Genomic DNA, 17,298 nt, shown 5'->3' with positions numbered 1-17,298 from the left:
ATAACCTAGCATTTTGCATAATGAATCAGACTCAAAAGCCTGATGCAAGAGATTCTTTGTTAATTTATTGATTCTTAATAGAAATTTTTTATTATCTCTTTGAAATGACTCAATTTTTTATTTGCACTTTTTTAGTGAACAATAAATCAATAAAATGGATCAAAAGGAGAAACACTTCGCCCCTGCTCAAATTGACCGATACGCTCTATTTCCCATTGTAAAAGGTAGGCTGAATGTGCAAAAACACGCGCACGTACTGTTTCTCCCAATGCTTCAAGATCATAGCCTGTTGCTTGTCCTGTATTAATCATAAAATTACAGTGCATTTCACTCATTTGAGCGCCACCCATCCGTAAACCACGACACCCTGCTTCATCAATCACGCGCCACGCGGATGTATTCTCAGGATTTTTGAAAGTTGACCCCCCTGTCTTTTCACGAATAGGCTGCACTGTTTCTCTGTGGAGGGCAACTTCATCCATAGCAGCACGAATAGCATCTTTATGACCGGGCTCGCCTTCCAATAAAGCAGCCGTAAAAATAAAATCTTTAGGAATATCACAATGGCGATAAGAATAATGCATATCTTTCAAACTCAAGGTATGACGTTGCCCTTTACGATCCAGCGCATAGACCTCAACAACGCGTGCTGCGGTTTCAACACCATTTGCACCCGCATTCATTTTGAGAGCCCCTCCAAGACCACCAGGAATACCATGATAAAAATGAAAACCTGCAATTTCTGCCTTTAAAGCAGCAGCAGCTAAATGTTTATCCGCCGTACCAGCGCCAACTAAAAAGCTTTTTGGAGAAACTTGCTGCACTTGTCCAAAATTTTTTGGTGAAAGACGAATCACAACCCCCGGAACGCCCCCATCACGCACCAGAAGATTAGAACCAATACCTACAATTGTTACAGGAACAGTTTCAGGCAATTTTTGAAGAAAGAGAGCCAAATCTTCTTCATCAACAGGCTGATAAAAAAGCTCTGCCAACCCGCCTGTGCGAAACCACGTCACCTTACGCATCTCAACATTCGGGATAAGCTTGCCTCTGACATTACCCAACAGCGGTTGCAGTTGCGCCAATAACGCTTCACCATCAATGTGCTGAAAATTTATCATGACCATCAAGTCCCGACAACTGATGAGGCAACGCACAAGCCCATTGTGTGATATTGCCAGCACCAAGAAAAACAACATAATCCTCTGCCTGAGCAAGTTTTGAGACAAGAGACACAACATCTTCCAGACCGTGTATCAAACGCACATCACGATGACCAGCCATTTTAATATGCTCTACCAATTCTTGCGAACCAAACCCTAGGATAGGCTCTTCACCAGCCGCATATACGGGGGTAATCAACACTGTATCGGCATCATTAAAACAAGTAGCAAACTCATCAAATAAATGATGCAAACGTGAATAACGATGGGGTTGTACAATGGCAATGACACGCCCTTTTGCACTCTCACGTGCTGCGCGCAAAACAGCCTTTATTTCAACAGGGTGATGTCCATAATCATCAAATATTTCAATGCCACGCCAACTTCCTGTTCGCGTAAAACGTCGTTTTACGCCCCCAAATTCCGCTAAACCCTTCTTTATCAATTCATTTGAAATGCCAAGTTCATGCGCAATGGCTATCGCTGCTGTTGCATTGGCAACATTATGCTCTCCTGCCATAGGCAAAAGCAAATTTTTTAACTCAATCTTCCTTCCTGTTTTGCGTGAACGAACAAGAACATCAAAATAGGTTTTTTGACCATCCATCGAAAGATTAAGAAAACGAACATCTGCTTGTGGATTTGCACCATAAGTAATCACCCAACGATCATCAATACGGCCCGCCAATGACTGGACCTCTGGATGATCAAGGCACAAAACAGCAAAACCATAAAAAGGAACATTTTCTACGAATTGCCGAAAAGCCTCACGCACAGCATCAAAACTTCCATAATGATCCAAATGCTCAGCATCAATATTGGTAACAACAGCAATATCAGCAGGCAGTTTTAAAAATGTGCCATCGCTTTCATCGGCTTCAACAATCATCCAATCGCCCTCTCCTGTACGAGAATTCGTACCATAAGCATTAATAATACCACCATTAATGACCACCGGATCAAAACGACCAGCATCAAGAAGCGCTGCGACCATTGATGTGGTCGTTGTTTTACCATGTGTACCCCCCACCGCAATTGCACGCCGAAACCGCATCAGCTCAGCAAGCATTTCTGCACGTCTGACAAGCGGCAAATGCCTTTCTTTTGCAGCAATATATTCAGGATTTGTTTTTTTAACGGCAGTAGAAAAAACAACAACCTCAGCATTTCCTAAATTTTCAGCACCATGACCGATATGAATGTTAATTCCTTTTCTCCGCAAACGTTCAACATTGGCACTCTCAACTTGATCGGACCCTTGAACTTTATAGCCCAGATTATAAAAAACCTCCGCAATTCCACTCATACCGATCCCCCCGATTCCAATAAAATGGATAACGCCTATATCAAGTGGCATTTTCATCAAAAAGCTCCTCTTTTATATCTGACAACAATCGCCCTGCAATTAAGGCTTCAGCCATATCAGCAAGGCAACGGGTTGCATGAGGTTGCCCAACTTTTTTTGCAGCAAGCGCTTGTTTTTCCAATAAATGGGGTGCACAACAAGCTTGCGTTAGAAGAGCAGAAAGCTTTTGTGCATTTAAATCTTTTTCTAAGATAATTTGCGCACCACCCACACGCGCAAGAAGGGCAGCATTGGCGGCCTGATCATGATCCAAAGCATGAGGATAAGGAACAAGCAAAGCAGGTCTACCAATCACCGCTATCTCACAAACCGATGAAGCCCCAGCACGCGACAAAATAAAATGGGCATGTGCCATACGTTCAGCCATATCATCAAAGAAAGGAGCAACCTCCGCTTGTACACCCATATCACGATAGGTTTTAATCAACTCTGCTGCTTCATCACGAACTTGCTGTACAATGCGCAAGCGTTTACGGTTCTGATCATCAAGCAAAGCAATCGCTTCTGGAACAATATGTGAAAAAAAAGATGCCCCTTGGCTACCCCCAAAAATCAAAAAATAAAATGGCTCATCACCTGTAGAAGGCTGATAGGAAATTTCAGCCGCTTTCAACACAGCCTCACGCACTGGATTCCCCGTCAACAGCGTTTTACGAGCATAAGGACCATATGGGGACAACAAACCACCAGCGATTGCACGCACAAAAATTGCCAACACCCGGTTGGCACGTCCCATAACAGCATTTTGCTCATGAATAAATGTTACACGCCGCATTAAGGCCGCAATAAAAAGAGGAGGAAAGCTCGGATACCCCCCAAAACCACCAACCAGAACAGGACGTAATTTATAAAACAGCATCAACGATTGCCCCATACCTTTAAGCAAAGACCAAAACGTTTTTATCAAAGCAAAAGGATGACGTCCTGTAAATGTTGCCGATGAAACGATATGTGTATGTTCCTTATCAAAACTCCGTACAAAAGATCGCGCTCTTTCATCTGTTATTAAATGAACATCATATCCACGTCGCCTTAACTCAACAGCAAGTGCTTCAGCAGGAAAAAGATGTCCACCTGTACCCCCCGCCACTAAAACAATAACTTTTTTATCATTCATGAAGAGCCATCCAAGACAGAAGAAGAAAAAGCTGAAAGACGCGCTTCTGGCCAACGACGTGTTAAACTGAGTAAAATTCCCATTGAAAACGCAATTGCCACCATTGATGAACCACCATAAGAAATAAACGGCAATGTCATGCCTTTGGGAGGGATTAAGTGAAGATTAACAGCCATATTAATAGCTGATTGAAAGCCTATCATCATGGCTATGCCCGTAATACCTAGACGTATAAAGGAATCACGTGTGTTCATAGCTATATACAATGAACGCATAACGATAAAGCCAAAAAGCATCATAATTAACAAACAAAGAATAATACCATATTCTTCAGCAGCAACAGAAAATACAAAATCTGTATGGCTATCAGGAATGATCCGTTTTACTGTTCCCTCTCCGGGACCTTGCCCAAACCAACCACCATTTAAAATAGCCTCACGTCCTACATCCACTTGAAAGGTATCTCCTTCCCCTGTCAAAAAACCATTGATACGATCGCGCACATGAGGCAGAAAAAGATAAGCGAGAATAATTCCTACAACGCCAAAAATGAGAAAGAAAAAAATAACCGTAAGAGGCACACCAGCAATAAAAAACAGCCCACCCCATGTTGCACTTATTAAAATTGTTTGCCCAATATCAGGCTGTAAAACCAGAAGAACACAACAAATAGCATAAAGTAGAGTTGCTAACATGTAACCTGAAATTCCCCTCTTGCGTATCTGTTCTGAAAAAAGCCAAGCGGACATCACCACAAAAGCTGGCTTCATAAACTCTGAAGCTTGTACAGAAAAACCAAAAAGCAAAATCCACCGCCGTGCTCCCTTTAATTCAGGACCCCAAAATAAGGTTGCAACCATAAGAGCAAGCGTTACAATGAGCAAAAGAGCACATAAACGACGAATATTAGGAAGCGAAAAAAAAGAAATGGTAACCATCATAAAAAATGCTGAAATGCTAAAAATGATATGCCAGCGAACAAAATAAAAACTATCAGCAATTCCAATTTTTTTTGCAATAGTGGGGCTCGCAGCAAAAGACAGCATAATGCCAATCCCCATTAAAATTAAACAAGCCGCAAAGATAGAGCGATCAATCGTCCACCACCAATTCGCAATTGGGTCCCTATCTGCACGCGTAATCATTTATAGCCACCTTATCCGTTTTATAAATTGTCTTAAAGTGATAAGGTTCCCCAACCTATTCAACAAACACTTTAAAAACTAAATTACACAAAAAAAGATTCTGGAGTCTTAACGCAAAAATATTTTTTATAAGTGATGCTTCTTGTTATTGTAATTGTTGTAATTGCATCACCAAAGAGATAAATGCTTCGCCCCGCACTTCATAATTTTTAAATTGGTCATAACTTGCACAAGCAGGTGACAAAAGAACCACCACCTCCTTTGCCTTGCAATGCATTGCGTCAATGGTGGCTTCACACACCGCATTTTCTAAAGTTAAGCTCATAGAAAAGGGAAAAGCAGATCCAATAATGCGCGCAAATTCTTCTGCTGCACTCCCAATCAAATAGGCTTTACGAATTTTAGGAAAAAATTCTCTAAGAGACTCAATTCCTCCCTTTTTTGCCTGCCCCCCAACAATCCAAAAAATATCATTAAAAGCGCAAAGTGCTGGCGCTGTTGCATCTGCATTCGTCGCCTTGCTATCATTAATAAATAAAATCGCCCCCATTTTACGGACTTGCTGCATACGATGAGGCAATCCTTTATAGCTTGCTAAATGCTTGCTCATAGAGGAATCAGTTATTTTTAAAGCTTGCAAAGTTGCCAAGGCCATAAGAGCATTTTGCACATTATGACCTCCGCGCAAAGCAGACATAGAAGCAAGATCTGCAAGCATATGTCGCTGTCCTTGACGAACAGAAAAGAGCTTGGTCCCCTCTGCATAAAAACCATTTTCAACAAAATGATCCTTGGAAATAGCCTTAATTGGATGCCCCTCGTGAAGCAATTGTTGATACAACATCTCACAAGCTGCATCATCAACGGAAATAAAAGCCTGAGAAGCCTGAGCAACCAGATGCCTTTTGGTTTGCACATAACAAGCAAAACTCCCATGACGATCAATATGATCAGGTGTCAAATTTAATAAAAGCCCAATGGTTGGCTGAAGAGAGGGCGTAAGATCAATTTGAAACGATGAACATTCAATGACATAGATACGTTTTTTAACAAAGGGCTTAAGCGTTAATATCGCCTGTCCAATATTTCCCCCCATTTGCACATCATACCCCATTTTTTCCAACAAATGTGCAAGCAAAGCCGTTGTTGTCGACTTTCCATTCGTCCCCGTAATCGCAATGAAAGGAACATCCTCATCACAAAAACCATAACGCTGTAAAAAATGATGGCGCGCACGAACAAATAACTCAATATCACCGATAATTTCTATATTTGCTTGACGTGCTTTTTCAACAACCCAATGGGGTTGAGGATAATTTAAAGGAACGCCAGGTGCGAGAATCAATGCTACAAATTCTGACCAATCTTCACCGTGAAGATCTCTTGTTGGAATATTTTGCCGAAAAGCTGCTTGCACGCTCGCAGGATGATCATCCCATGCCACCACTTCTGCACCACCACGTATCAACGCTTGTGCCGTTGCTAATCCAGACTTTCCCAATCCAAACAGAGCAACTTTTTTCCCCTTATAACACGCAACAGAAATCAAAATCTCACCGCAATTTAAGTGTTGAAAGACCAATGAGAGCAAGAACAATTGAAATAATCCAGAAGCGTATCACCACTTGGCTTTCAGTCCAGCCTTTTTTCTCAAAATGATGATGGATTGGCGCCATAAGAAACACGCGTTTTCTTGTCAATTTGAAATAACTAACCTGAATAACGACCGAAAAAGCTTCCACAACAAACAGCCCACCAATAAGAGCCAAAACAATTTCGTGTTTTGTAGCAACCGCAACAGTCCCCAATAGACCTCCAAGAGCCAACGAACCAGTATCCCCCATAAAAATAGCAGCAGGCGGTGCGTTAAACCATAAAAAGCCAAGCCCTGCCCCCACAACAGCTCCCAATAAAACAGCCAGTTCACCTGTTCCCGATACATAGTGTATTTGGAGATAATCAGCAAAATTCATATTACCACAAAGATAAGCAATCAAAGCAAAAGATAAAGCCGCAACCATCACAGGAACAATCGCAAGCCCATCAAGTCCATCCGTCAAATTAACCGCATTCCCCGTCGCAACAATGACAAAAGCAGAAAAAGGAATGAAAAACCAACCTAAATCGATAAGATAATCTTTCAAAAAAGGCAAAGCGAACCCAGATGAGCCAATTTGTAAGATGATAAAAGCAGCAATTGCTGCAACGACAAACTCCAAGCTCAGCCGTGCTTTCCCAGAAAATCCTTTGTCTGTTTGTTTTGTGACCTTAAGATAATCATCATAAAATCCAATGGCCCCAAAAGAAAGCATAACCAAGAGCGATACCCAAAAATAAATATTCGATAAATTACACCACAAAAATGCCGATACAACAATGCCGGTTAAAATCATCAATCCACCCATTGTAGGTGTTCCAGCCTTTTTAAAATGTGTTTGAGGACCATCGGCACGAATTGGTTGCCCTTTGCCCTGCCGCAACTTAAGAGAAGCAATGATGCTAGGTCCAAACAAAAAAACAATGAGCCCTGAAGTCAACATCGCTGCTATCGTACGAAAAGTAATGTAGCGGAAAACATTCACACCTGGAAGCCAATCACTCAACGAAGAAAAAAACAACATCATGGGACAAAAAAACCTCTTAAAACTATGAAGAAACCGCTTTATAGCGCTCAAGCAATGCCGTCACAATATTTGATGAACAAAGGCTATTGGATGATTTAATCATCAAGAGATCCCCAGGAGAAATTTCTGTCAAAAGAAGCGGTAAAATTTTCTCAATATTTTCAGCATAATGAACCTCAACATCAGCAGATAAATCACTGACTAAAGATTTCATCGCCTCACCAAATAAAAAAACGGGATTAGCACCAGAAAGACATATTGGCTTTATTAAATCACGATGAAGCTTTTCACTATACCCCCCTAACTCTAGCATATCCCCTAAAACAGCAATTCGCCGCCCCCCTTTCCCGACTGGTCCTGTCGCAAGAAGCTCAAGAGCCGCACGCATAGATGCGGGATTAGCATTATAGCTTTCATCAATGAGATAAAATTCACCGCCATTCGATAAAGACAATCGATAACGAACACCCCGCCCTTTTTGAGAAGAAAAATGGCTCAAAGAAAGAAAAACAGGCTCTAACGCAACCCCCATAGCATCACAAGCTGCAATAATCCCTAAACTATTTTGCACAATATGGCGTCCAGGAGCACCAATTTGGACCTTGCTCTCCTGTCCTCCAATGCGCACCATCATAGAAGAATGATCGGTTAAAAGACGTATATCCCGCGCTTGATAATCAGCATCTTCAGTCTCACCAAAGCTTAAAATCTTTTTCACACCGCATTGCTTTGCTTTTTGAACGAGATAAGAAAAAAAATCACTATCTGCATTTAAAATGGCAATGCCTTCCTCATCCAATCCTTCAAAAATTTCAGCTTTTGCCTCTGCTATTTCTTCAAGAGCCTTGAAAAAACCCATATGTCCTGCACAAATATGCGTAATAAGAGCAACATGCGGACAAACCAGTTTAACCAGAGGACGAATTTCATCTTTATGATTCATGCCAATTTCAAAGATACCATAATCACTCTCCATCGGCATCCGCGCTAAAGTAAGCGGAACCCCCCAGCAATTGTTTAAAGAAGCGAGATTCGCATGAACGTTCCCAGCCGTTGCAAGGACTTGTTTCAAAGCTTCTTTTGTTGTTGTTTTTCCCACCGATCCTGTTATCGCGATAATTTTAGCTCTTGAACGTTTGCGTGCGGCTTTCCCGAGTTTTTCTAGGGCTTGTAAAACATCAGGAACAACAATCAATGGAGCCGATATCTTTTCCATATCCTTCAAACGATGTTCTGCAACAATAAGAACGCCTGCACCTCGTGCATAAGCTTGCGCAGCGAAATCATGACCATCAAGATGATGTCCCTTAATACAGAAAAAAATATCGCCTTCTGCAAGAGTACGACTATCAATGGAAACACCAGGAAAAGTTTCTGGTACGCTTCCCATTACAATACCATCAATGGCCGCAACAATTGCTTGTTTATCCCATAAAGCTGTCATCTCCTCCGGTCCTCTAGAGCTTCTATCGCTTTCAGACGATCTGAAAAAGGATAAGTTGTCTTCCCTATAATTTGGCCATCTTCATGACCTTTTCCAGCAATGATGAGTGTATCACCAGCTTTCAAAAGCCCCACCGCATAAGAAATAGCTTCACCACGATCTGCTATCTCTATGGCTGTTGGGACCGCCTGTAAAATATCCTTGCGTATTTTTTCTGGTATTTCTGTGCGTGGATTATCATCCGTTACAATAACAATATCCGCTTTATCTGCTGCAATTTTTCCCATCAAAGCTCTTTTTCCTTGATCTCGATCCCCTCCACAACCAAAAACAATAACCAAACGGCCTTGCGTAAAGGGACGAACAGACAGCAAAACCTGCTCCAAAGCTTCTGGTTTATGCGCATAATCAATATAAACAGGCGCATTATTTTCTGTCTTTCCAACAAACTCTAACCGACCGGGTGCCCCCTGCAAAGTTTCAAGCGCAGAAAAAACCTTATCAGGAGAAAGTCCTGTTGCAAGGGCTAGCCCTGCCGCCACAAGTGCATTAGCCACTTGAAAATCTCCAGCTAAAGGCAAGTCAAATGTATAAATCTTATTTTCCACACGACATTCGATACACTGTTTTGAGCGTTGATGTTCAACGCGATTAATTGTGATAAATTGTCCCTTACGTCCAATTGTCAAGACACGGCGGCGCGCTTGTGTAACAGCATCAATAACTTTTTGTGAATAAACATCATCAGCAAAAATCAAAGCAGGAGCAGATACAGGCAAAAGTGTATCAAACAACCTCATTTTAGCCCGTAAATAATCCTCTACGCATCTGTGATAATCCATGTGATCTCGCCCTAAATTGGTAAAGGCACCAGCCGTTAAACGGACTCCATCAAGGCGTCCTTGATCAAGCCCATGTGAAGAAGCTTCAAGAGCTACATGAGTCACACCTTCATGAGAAATTTCACAAAGAAGACGATGTAAGACAACTGGATCAGGTGTTGTGAGAGAACCATAATCATTCCGGTGAGGTGAAACAACACCAACTGTTCCTATACTGGCAGCACACAATCCAACATGAAGCCAAATTTGCCGAAGAAAAGAGACAACAGAAGTTTTACCACTTGTACCGGTCACAGCAACAACCGTTTCAGGCTGAGAGCCATAAAAACGGGCAGCGGCCAACGCGAGACTATGACGAACATGAGAAACACGTAAAATTGGAACAGATAAATCCTCAAGAACAGCCTCGCAATCCGTAACGATTGCACGTGCGCCCCGCTTTATCGCATCATTGATATAGTCTCTTCCATCCCCTTGTTTTCCTTGAACAGCAACAAAAACATAGCCCGGCAAGACTTGTCGAGAATCTGCACTGATTCCTGTTATTTCCATTGAAGAAAGCTTCTGATCTTCAAGACATTCTGTAAAAACTGTTCCAAACAACATAACGACGCACCTTTATATTTATTTTACCGCTGTTTAACGAAATTTGAATGGCTCTTTTGACCTAAAAAAGGCTCATATTCTTTTTTAAAATCGGGCTTTACACCAAGAAAACTGGCTGAACGACGAACAATATTCGCAAGCATTGGTCCAGCATTCATCCCTGCTGTTGCGGAATGTTTTCCTTCCTCTGGCTTAGGTTCATCAATAATTGTTAAAACAACATAAGCAGGATCATCAATCGGAAAAGCAGCCAGAAAACTATTGAAATTTTTTGTTTTAGAATATTTCCCATTTTCAACTTTCTCAGCTGTTCCTGTCTTTCCCCCCACCCGATAGCCTTCTACTTTCGCATTACGTCCAGACCCAATATCACTATTTAATTTATAAAGGTAACGCATATTTTGACTTGTTTTGGCCTTCAAAACCTGTTTTGCATGATGCAAAGTTTGTTCTTTTGTCCGTTTTAAAAATGTTGGTGTAATCAACCAACCACCATTCATTAAAGCAGCAGCCCCAACAGCTGTTTGCAAGGGTGTTGTTGCCATACCATGCCCAAAAGAAATTGTCATAGAATGGATATCCTTCCAATGATGGGGCACAATAGGATGGGCAACTTCAGGCAATTCTGTTGTAAGGCGATCTAAAAGCCCAAGTTTTTGTAAAAAATCACGATGTTTATCAATCCCTATCGCCAATGCCTCTTTAGCAGAACCAATGTTGGAAGAATAAATAAAAACCTCCCATAACGTTAAAGGACGGTTTTTTCCGTGAAAATCATGGATCGTATAGCCACTACTTGCTTTTATGGGCTTTGAGGCATCAATAATACTGTTTAAGTGAAAAATATCGGAATCAAGTGCCATGGCGGTTGTAAAACTTTTAATGATCGATCCCATTTCAAAGGTTCCAGCAGTCATCCGATTAAGACGATCACTTTTTAAAGCTTCAATAGGATTTCCAGGATCAAAATCTGGGAGTGATGCCAAAGCCAAAATTTCCCCCGTATGTATATTTAAAATAACAGCGCCTGCAGCAATTGCCTTATAACGCTTCATAGCCTGAATAAGTTCATCATGAACAATTGCCTGAAGTCGCACATCAATCGAAAGCTGAACTTGTTTTAACGATTCTTCCACGGCAAGACCAGCTGCACGCAGAGCACTCAACCCCGTATCATCAATATATTTTTCCATACCTGCAATGCCCTGATTATCTACATTGACCATGCCGAGAATATGGGAAGTTATAGGTCCATCGGGATAAAAACGACGAATTTCAGTCCGAAAACCAATTCCTGGAATACCAAGAGCCATAATTTGCGTTTTCTGCATGGGGGTTAACCCACGCTGTATCCAAGAAAAACCGGTTTTTCTTTTTAAACGCTTATAGGTTTCCTGCCAATTTAGATCAGGCAAAACTGTTGAGAGCAATTCAATTGTTTCATCCACATCAATAATACGTCGTGGCTCAGCAAAAAGTGAATAGGTTTTAATATCTGTTGCTAATAAACGTCCATTACGGTCAACAATATCAGGTCGTGCCGTCAATTGAAGAATGCTTGGCCCTTTTGCTTCTTCAATCTGTCCACCTTCCAACCCATAAGAAATCAGGCAAGCTCCCATGATACCATATAAAACCAAAAAACAGAACAATGAAAAAAGTAAACGAGGACGACTAGAATACGAACGACGAATAGAAACATTAGGATGATTCAACGAATCCTTTAAGCGCTTTTTTTTCTGTGAGGATAAAAAGGCTGATTTCATTGCTGTATGCCTTTTTGAACAACGCGATTGACTTGAGAAGCCCGATTATTTGCTAAAATATCCTGATGATCTTCCAAGATATTTCGTTTAATTATTTCTTCAATTGGATCGTGTTCCCGTACCGGAATGTCTTTAAACTCCACGATTTGATGCGGCTCTATAACCTCTAACCCAAGTTCTTTTTGATAACGTTTCGCAAGTTTTTGCATGCGTGAAGGCTTTATCATGACAGCCCACTCAGCATGAAGCAAACTCACGGTATTTTTTGCTGCAGCAATTTCATGCTCTAGATGACGAACCTCACTCATTCGTTTTTGAACATCATATTTTACTTTATAGGTAAGACCTGCCATACAAATCATAATCATTACTAAAATCATATCAAATGTACGGAAAACTGTCATTTCTTGCCGCCTTCAAAACTGACAATTTCTGCTAAACCAAATAATTTCATATCTTCCCCAAGAGCTTCTGCTTCAGTCCGCACCCCCATACGCAATCTCGCAGAACGTGAACGAGGATTTTGCTGTAATTCCTCTTTATTTGCCGTTATTCCTCCTTTAAACAAAGGGAAAAATGTTGCAGGAGAATGCTTTATTTCAGGCAAATAGCGTGATCTCATACCTTCTCCAGAACGAGAGACAAAAAATCTTTTGACCATACGATCTTCAAGAGAATGAAAACTGACAACCCCCAAACGGCCTCCAGCTTTTAAAACGCGTTCAGCAGCAAATAAACCACGCGCTAATTCACCAATTTCATCATTAACATAGATACGAAGAGCCTGAAATACACGTGTTGCAGGATGAATGCGATCTCCAGGCTTTCGCCCTACCAACACCTCAATGGCATGCGCAAGATCACCTGTACGCAAAAAAGGCTGAACAACACGACGCTTTTCAATCATTCGTGCAATTCGCCCTGCATAACGCTCTTCTCCTAAGATCTTAAAAATACGCGCTAAATCCCTTGCTTGTAGATGATTTATAACATCGCTCGCTGTAAAACCCGTCTGTGCCATTCGCATATCCAAGGGACCATCTTTTTGAAAAGAAAAGCCTCTTTCTGCTTCATCAAGCTGCATTGAAGAGACACCAATATCCAAAATAACCGCATCTACCTTCTCTTCAACGACACGATCGAGCTGTGAAAATTCCATATGGACCAAACGAAGTCGTGGAAAAAATTCATCAACGAGGGGTTGACCGGCACCAATAGCATGCGGATCACGATCAAGAGCAATCACTTGTGCCCCTGCCTTTAACAAGGCACGCGTATAACCACCAGCTCCAAAGGTGCCATCAATCACTTTTGCTCCAACCAATGGCATAAGCCCAGCCAAAACTGGCTGCAACAACACTGGAATATGGCGTTCAGCTCTTTGATCCTGTTTTGTCAAAATAATCCGTCTTGAAGTTATGCTGTTTCAAATCAACAGCTCTCTCATAGCAACCAATATCAGAATAACCCAACCCTCAACTTTCATATTAATAACTATGAACGAAAAAAGCTAAGGTTATCCCAAGACACATCCTAACGTATTATACTTAAAGAAATGTTATAATTTTTTAAAACACTCTTTATTCAAGTGCCCATTTCAAACACAGACTTCATAAAAGCCCATACGTCATTGAACGTGTAAAATATCGCGGATTATCATGAAATATCAGTCGGCCTATAAGCCGGGTTCTGTATAGTAAAGCTCATACTTTACATGGCAACCATTCATCTGGGACGGATGTTACCATCCGCCTCGTGCAACCTACCCGAATGACTCGCCCGGAAATCGGCTGCAAATTAAATCTTGCACGTCATTTCTATTTGGTCTTGCTCCCGGTGGGGTTTACCTTGCCACATTCATTACTGAATGCGCGGTGGGCTCTTACTCCACCCTTTCACCCTTACCTATAAAAATAGGCGGTTTACTTTCTGTGGCACTTTCCCTAGGGTCACCCCCGCCGGGTGTTACCCGGCACCGTCTTTCCATGGAGCCCGGACTTTCCTCACCTGTCGCTTTTCAGCATTGGACAAGCGCGGCTGCCCAGCCGACTGACGTATTAACTTATAAAACATTTTCTGCTCCGTGAAAATAGCATCTTAAAATATTTTATAGCCAATCCCTTTTAAAAGACGTTGTTATTTTGCTGTTATTTTAATGAAGCTAAATACATTTTCACTTTTGCGCAATATTTCGCCGAAATGGAATTCATTTTTTTTGCAGCATGACCTGCGTTATATTTAAGAATTGTACCACACGTACTTCCACCACTGAGCTTATAGGCCCGCGCCAAATAACGCATACCATATTCAAGATTGGTCGCAGGATCGTACAAATCTTTTACAGAACCACTAAAGCCCAACCCTCGCGCCGTAGAAGGTTTTATTTGCATCAAACCTATTTCGCCCGCTGCCCCTTTTATGCTTGCCTTATAATTACTTTCAACTTTTACAACAGCATGAGCTAAATTAACGGGAACATTATGCTTCGTTGCAAATTTCTGAATAAGAAACTCATAAGGACGCGCAGGTGTCTTAGAAGCAACAATCACTGAGCCTTCTTTTGATTCCGCAATATTTAAGGCACTATGAGTCCAGTTTATATCAAATATAAAAAATACAGCACACGCTGTACTTAACAAGATTTTTAAAAATTGCATTTTCTTTCTCTTCACAACATTCTCAAATTCTATCCGCAAATAGTTTGCAAGCGTATTGTACAAAAAAAGAAAGCAAAAGAACGGCTTGAAAAAGGAAATACTAAGACAATTTCAAAATAAAATTCTGTATCAAAAGAAAATCTCTTTTATGCACAAATTATAGATTGCCCTATATCATAAAATAAAAAAAATAAAGAGACTATAGTTAATCTTATAACATATTCAATAAAATGATATACTCGATCCATTGCTGTTATTGCTTTTGTACTACAAACTTTTAGAGTACAAAGATGGAAATTTAAATAGACATAATATTTTTTTACAGACGATGATTAAATTCTTTATTGAGATCAATTCCACAAAGCAATAGAGACAGAATCATCTTTACAAGAGAGCCTCGATATCGCAAAAGTTTCACAAAAAATAAAAACCGTTATCCATGCTTCTCACACGCCAATGAATGACCGCAACACTCTTTATCCTCAATAAACCATTAACCAAAACCAATCCCTCATTCCACCATCGTGCATAAAAAGCTCATAAATATACCAAAACCCTCATACTCTTTAGCAATTCAAAATATGGTAACAGCCTTTGGTCTTTGAGATAACTCAAAGAAGCTTTTTACTTTTTTCTAAAAAGGGCTTTTATCCGCAAAAGCTCCTTGCTTTGTGTTGTGTAAAAAACTGATTTTGATTTCTTTAACAGATTGAAAACAAAAGAATTCCACAATATTTGTGATTCTCATTTCACATATAAAAGGATAAATGACCCTTATAAAACAATATCTTAGAAAAAAATCATATTCCTCTTTATTTCTAAAACAAAGCTTAACGATTATTTTTGTCTATTTTTAAAATTCTCGAAAATACCCCCCAAAAAAGCCCTTTGAAGGAAAATGGATCTCTCCTCCTCATCTAAATATTTTTTACTTAATTCCAGATTGGCATCTTATCAGTCTTGCACCTTATCTTTACAAATCATACCAATGAATAAACATCCTAAAATCGGCTTAACATGTTTTGTTATAACAATTCATATCTTTGCTTTTCTAAAAAATATAAGCTGTTTTTTTATTCCTTTGTCATTGTAGCCATTGATAATGCAGTTAACCTGAAGTGCCCTCAATAAACTTGCGATCACTCTTGTAATGATCGCAACCTTATCCTTATGTTCTGATTATTTCCCTCGTGCTCTTCAAAACTTTACAAAAAGCTTCGCTCCTAAAACAAAATTCAAAAGCGCAATTAAAAAAAACAGTTAAAAATAAGCATTTGCCATGGAAGGACGAGACATTGCCTTTGAGAGAGCCATAGCAACAGTTTCTCCAAACTTGTAAGCTTCCTCACGACTCTGACCACTTTCAGAAGCAAATGAAACCGCATCGCGACGCACTTGCTCAATAAAAAGCTCTTGCTGCTGAGGACTCATCTTAGAAAGCTGCACGATAATATCTGGAAAAGCCATCGCCCATCTCTCTAGCAACAACGCCTCTGTCACCTCAACCTGATGAGAAGAAGAAGAAGATACGTAGCCGGAAAGAAACTTATGAACCACAACGCTGCGAGAAGCGAAAATACTCACACCAAAAATAAAAAATATAAATAAAATAAAAGCAATACGACCGGAGAAAAATCCCATTATCTCTTACCTAAAGATTACAGAATCAAACACAGATTCTTCTTATAGCATTCAACGATTTCTCAATAAAGAAAAACTCTCATTACTGAAAATGAATACGATAACACTAACCACTCAATGAACTCTTATCCCCCTAGTACTCCATGCTACGTAATAATAAATTTTTACACCTTTTAAGGCCCCTGAAAACACCTTACCAAGCCCTAAAAATAATTTACAAAAAACCTGACTGAGGAAATCCTCAGTCAGGCCAGACAATCTAGGGGATCCACGCGGGGGGGGGGGAGGAGGTTCCCCGATCGTCTTCTCGCATCAACCACTAAGATAGCCGATGCAATATTCTTGCTATGGAATAAAATGCTTTAAACAACAAGAAATTCTTATCATCTCCTACGCAAAAAAACACAAAAGAATTATAAATTGTTTAAAAATGGTGAAATTTAGGCAAAAAAAATTCAAAATGCACCAATTTGAAGCAATTTTATTTCTATAAGCGTCAATCAGAATCTACAACCATTATAATTTTTATAATAATTTCTTTTACAGCTCTGATGATCATCATTAAAAAATAAATAATCTGTATATATTCGCCCTATAAAAAATAGAATCAGCAGAATCACTTGCCCAGCAGCGATCACCACAAAAGAAAAATGTCGTCTTTAAGCCTTATACAATAAAAGCAGAAACACCTGTTCAAAAGAACAGATGAATTATTTCAATAAAAACAATAAATTAGAGAGAAAAAGTCTTATCTATCTTCATGAAAATTTCTGAAAATGACCCTTTAAAAATATTGTCAAATCTCTTGACTGCTAGCATCAATAAAGAATTGAAATAGCTTACGAAAAAAAATGAAACCTCTGAAGGTATTTATTTCGAATCATACCCTATAATCATTCCCAATAACGATAAACTACCTTACAA

Annotated in this window: 13 protein-coding genes and 1 other RNA gene; all 14 read right to left on the bottom strand. The window is 40.1% G+C overall.

Annotation, left to right across the window (positions count from 1 at the left end):
- Positions 1-146: 146 nt before the first annotated feature.
- The 14 genes from murB to NNJ73_RS04995 all read right to left on the bottom strand — a co-directional run bounded on the left by murB (position 147) and on the right by NNJ73_RS04995 (position 16,374).
- Positions 147-1,124: a UDP-N-acetylmuramate dehydrogenase gene (murB, locus tag NNJ73_RS05060; RefSeq protein ID WP_254492986.1), complete on the bottom strand. Its 978-nt coding sequence runs from the start codon at positions 1,122-1,124 to the stop codon at positions 147-149.
- Entirely contained in the window at positions 1,102-2,529 is a 1,428-nt protein-coding gene (murC, locus tag NNJ73_RS05055; protein ID WP_254492985.1) for a UDP-N-acetylmuramate--L-alanine ligase, read from the bottom strand. The genes murB and murC overlap by 23 nt, the downstream gene beginning before the upstream one ends.
- Positions 2,513-3,649: an undecaprenyldiphospho-muramoylpentapeptide beta-N-acetylglucosaminyltransferase gene (gene murG / locus NNJ73_RS05050; protein ID WP_254492984.1), complete on the bottom strand. Its 1,137-nt coding sequence runs from the start codon at positions 3,647-3,649 to the stop codon at positions 2,513-2,515. Before murG ends, murC begins: the two co-directional genes overlap by 17 nt.
- Entirely contained in the window at positions 3,646-4,794 is a 1,149-nt protein-coding gene (locus NNJ73_RS05045; protein ID WP_254492983.1) for an FtsW/RodA/SpoVE family cell cycle protein, read from the bottom strand. The genes murG and NNJ73_RS05045 overlap by 4 nt, the downstream gene beginning before the upstream one ends.
- 145 nt (positions 4,795-4,939) lie before the next feature.
- Entirely contained in the window at positions 4,940-6,343 is a 1,404-nt protein-coding gene (murD, locus tag NNJ73_RS05040) for a UDP-N-acetylmuramoyl-L-alanine--D-glutamate ligase (RefSeq protein ID WP_254492982.1), read from the bottom strand.
- Between the two features lie 4 nt (positions 6,344-6,347).
- Positions 6,348-7,418, bottom strand: coding sequence for a phospho-N-acetylmuramoyl-pentapeptide-transferase (mraY, locus tag NNJ73_RS05035; RefSeq protein WP_254492981.1), 1,071 nt, complete (start codon positions 7,416-7,418; stop codon positions 6,348-6,350).
- 22 nt (positions 7,419-7,440) lie between these two features.
- Positions 7,441-8,862 carry a UDP-N-acetylmuramoyl-tripeptide--D-alanyl-D-alanine ligase gene (murF, locus tag NNJ73_RS05030; protein ID WP_254492980.1) on the bottom strand — a complete coding sequence of 474 codons (1,422 nt, stop codon included), beginning with the start codon at positions 8,860-8,862 and terminating at the stop codon, positions 7,441-7,443.
- The gene (locus tag NNJ73_RS05025; protein ID WP_254492979.1) at positions 8,859-10,310 is read right to left on the bottom strand and encodes a UDP-N-acetylmuramoyl-L-alanyl-D-glutamate--2,6-diaminopimelate ligase; all 1,452 of its coding nucleotides are present in this window, start codon (positions 10,308-10,310) and stop codon (positions 8,859-8,861) included. Before NNJ73_RS05025 ends, murF begins: the two co-directional genes overlap by 4 nt.
- Positions 10,311-10,333: 23 nt before the next feature.
- Positions 10,334-12,076, bottom strand: a complete 1,743-nt coding sequence (locus tag NNJ73_RS05020) for a penicillin-binding protein 2 (protein WP_254492978.1) — start codon at positions 12,074-12,076, stop codon at positions 10,334-10,336.
- Positions 12,073-12,480: a hypothetical protein gene (locus NNJ73_RS05015; protein WP_254492977.1), complete on the bottom strand. Its 408-nt coding sequence runs from the start codon at positions 12,478-12,480 to the stop codon at positions 12,073-12,075. Before NNJ73_RS05015 ends, NNJ73_RS05020 begins: the two co-directional genes overlap by 4 nt.
- Positions 12,477-13,475 carry a 16S rRNA (cytosine(1402)-N(4))-methyltransferase RsmH gene (gene rsmH, locus NNJ73_RS05010; protein WP_254492976.1) on the bottom strand — a complete coding sequence of 333 codons (999 nt, stop codon included), beginning with the start codon at positions 13,473-13,475 and terminating at the stop codon, positions 12,477-12,479. Before rsmH ends, NNJ73_RS05015 begins: the two co-directional genes overlap by 4 nt.
- A 263-nt stretch (positions 13,476-13,738) precedes the next feature.
- Positions 13,739-14,129, bottom strand: an RNA gene (gene rnpB / locus NNJ73_RS05005) — RNase P RNA component class A.
- A gap of 94 nt (positions 14,130-14,223) precedes the next feature.
- Positions 14,224-14,733: a lytic transglycosylase domain-containing protein gene (locus tag NNJ73_RS05000; protein WP_254492975.1), complete on the bottom strand. Its 510-nt coding sequence runs from the start codon at positions 14,731-14,733 to the stop codon at positions 14,224-14,226.
- 1,260 nt (positions 14,734-15,993) lie between these two features.
- Positions 15,994-16,374, bottom strand: coding sequence for a hypothetical protein (locus NNJ73_RS04995; RefSeq protein WP_254492974.1), 381 nt, complete (start codon positions 16,372-16,374; stop codon positions 15,994-15,996).
- Between the last annotated feature and the right edge of the window lie 924 nt (positions 16,375-17,298).

This window comes from Bartonella sp. B1099 (assembly GCF_944801835.1).
In the GTDB taxonomy this organism is placed as follows: domain Bacteria; phylum Pseudomonadota; class Alphaproteobacteria; order Rhizobiales; family Rhizobiaceae; genus Bartonella.
The sequence above is the reverse complement of the archived record's forward strand: the minus strand, read 5'-3'. Positions and strand labels throughout refer to the sequence as shown.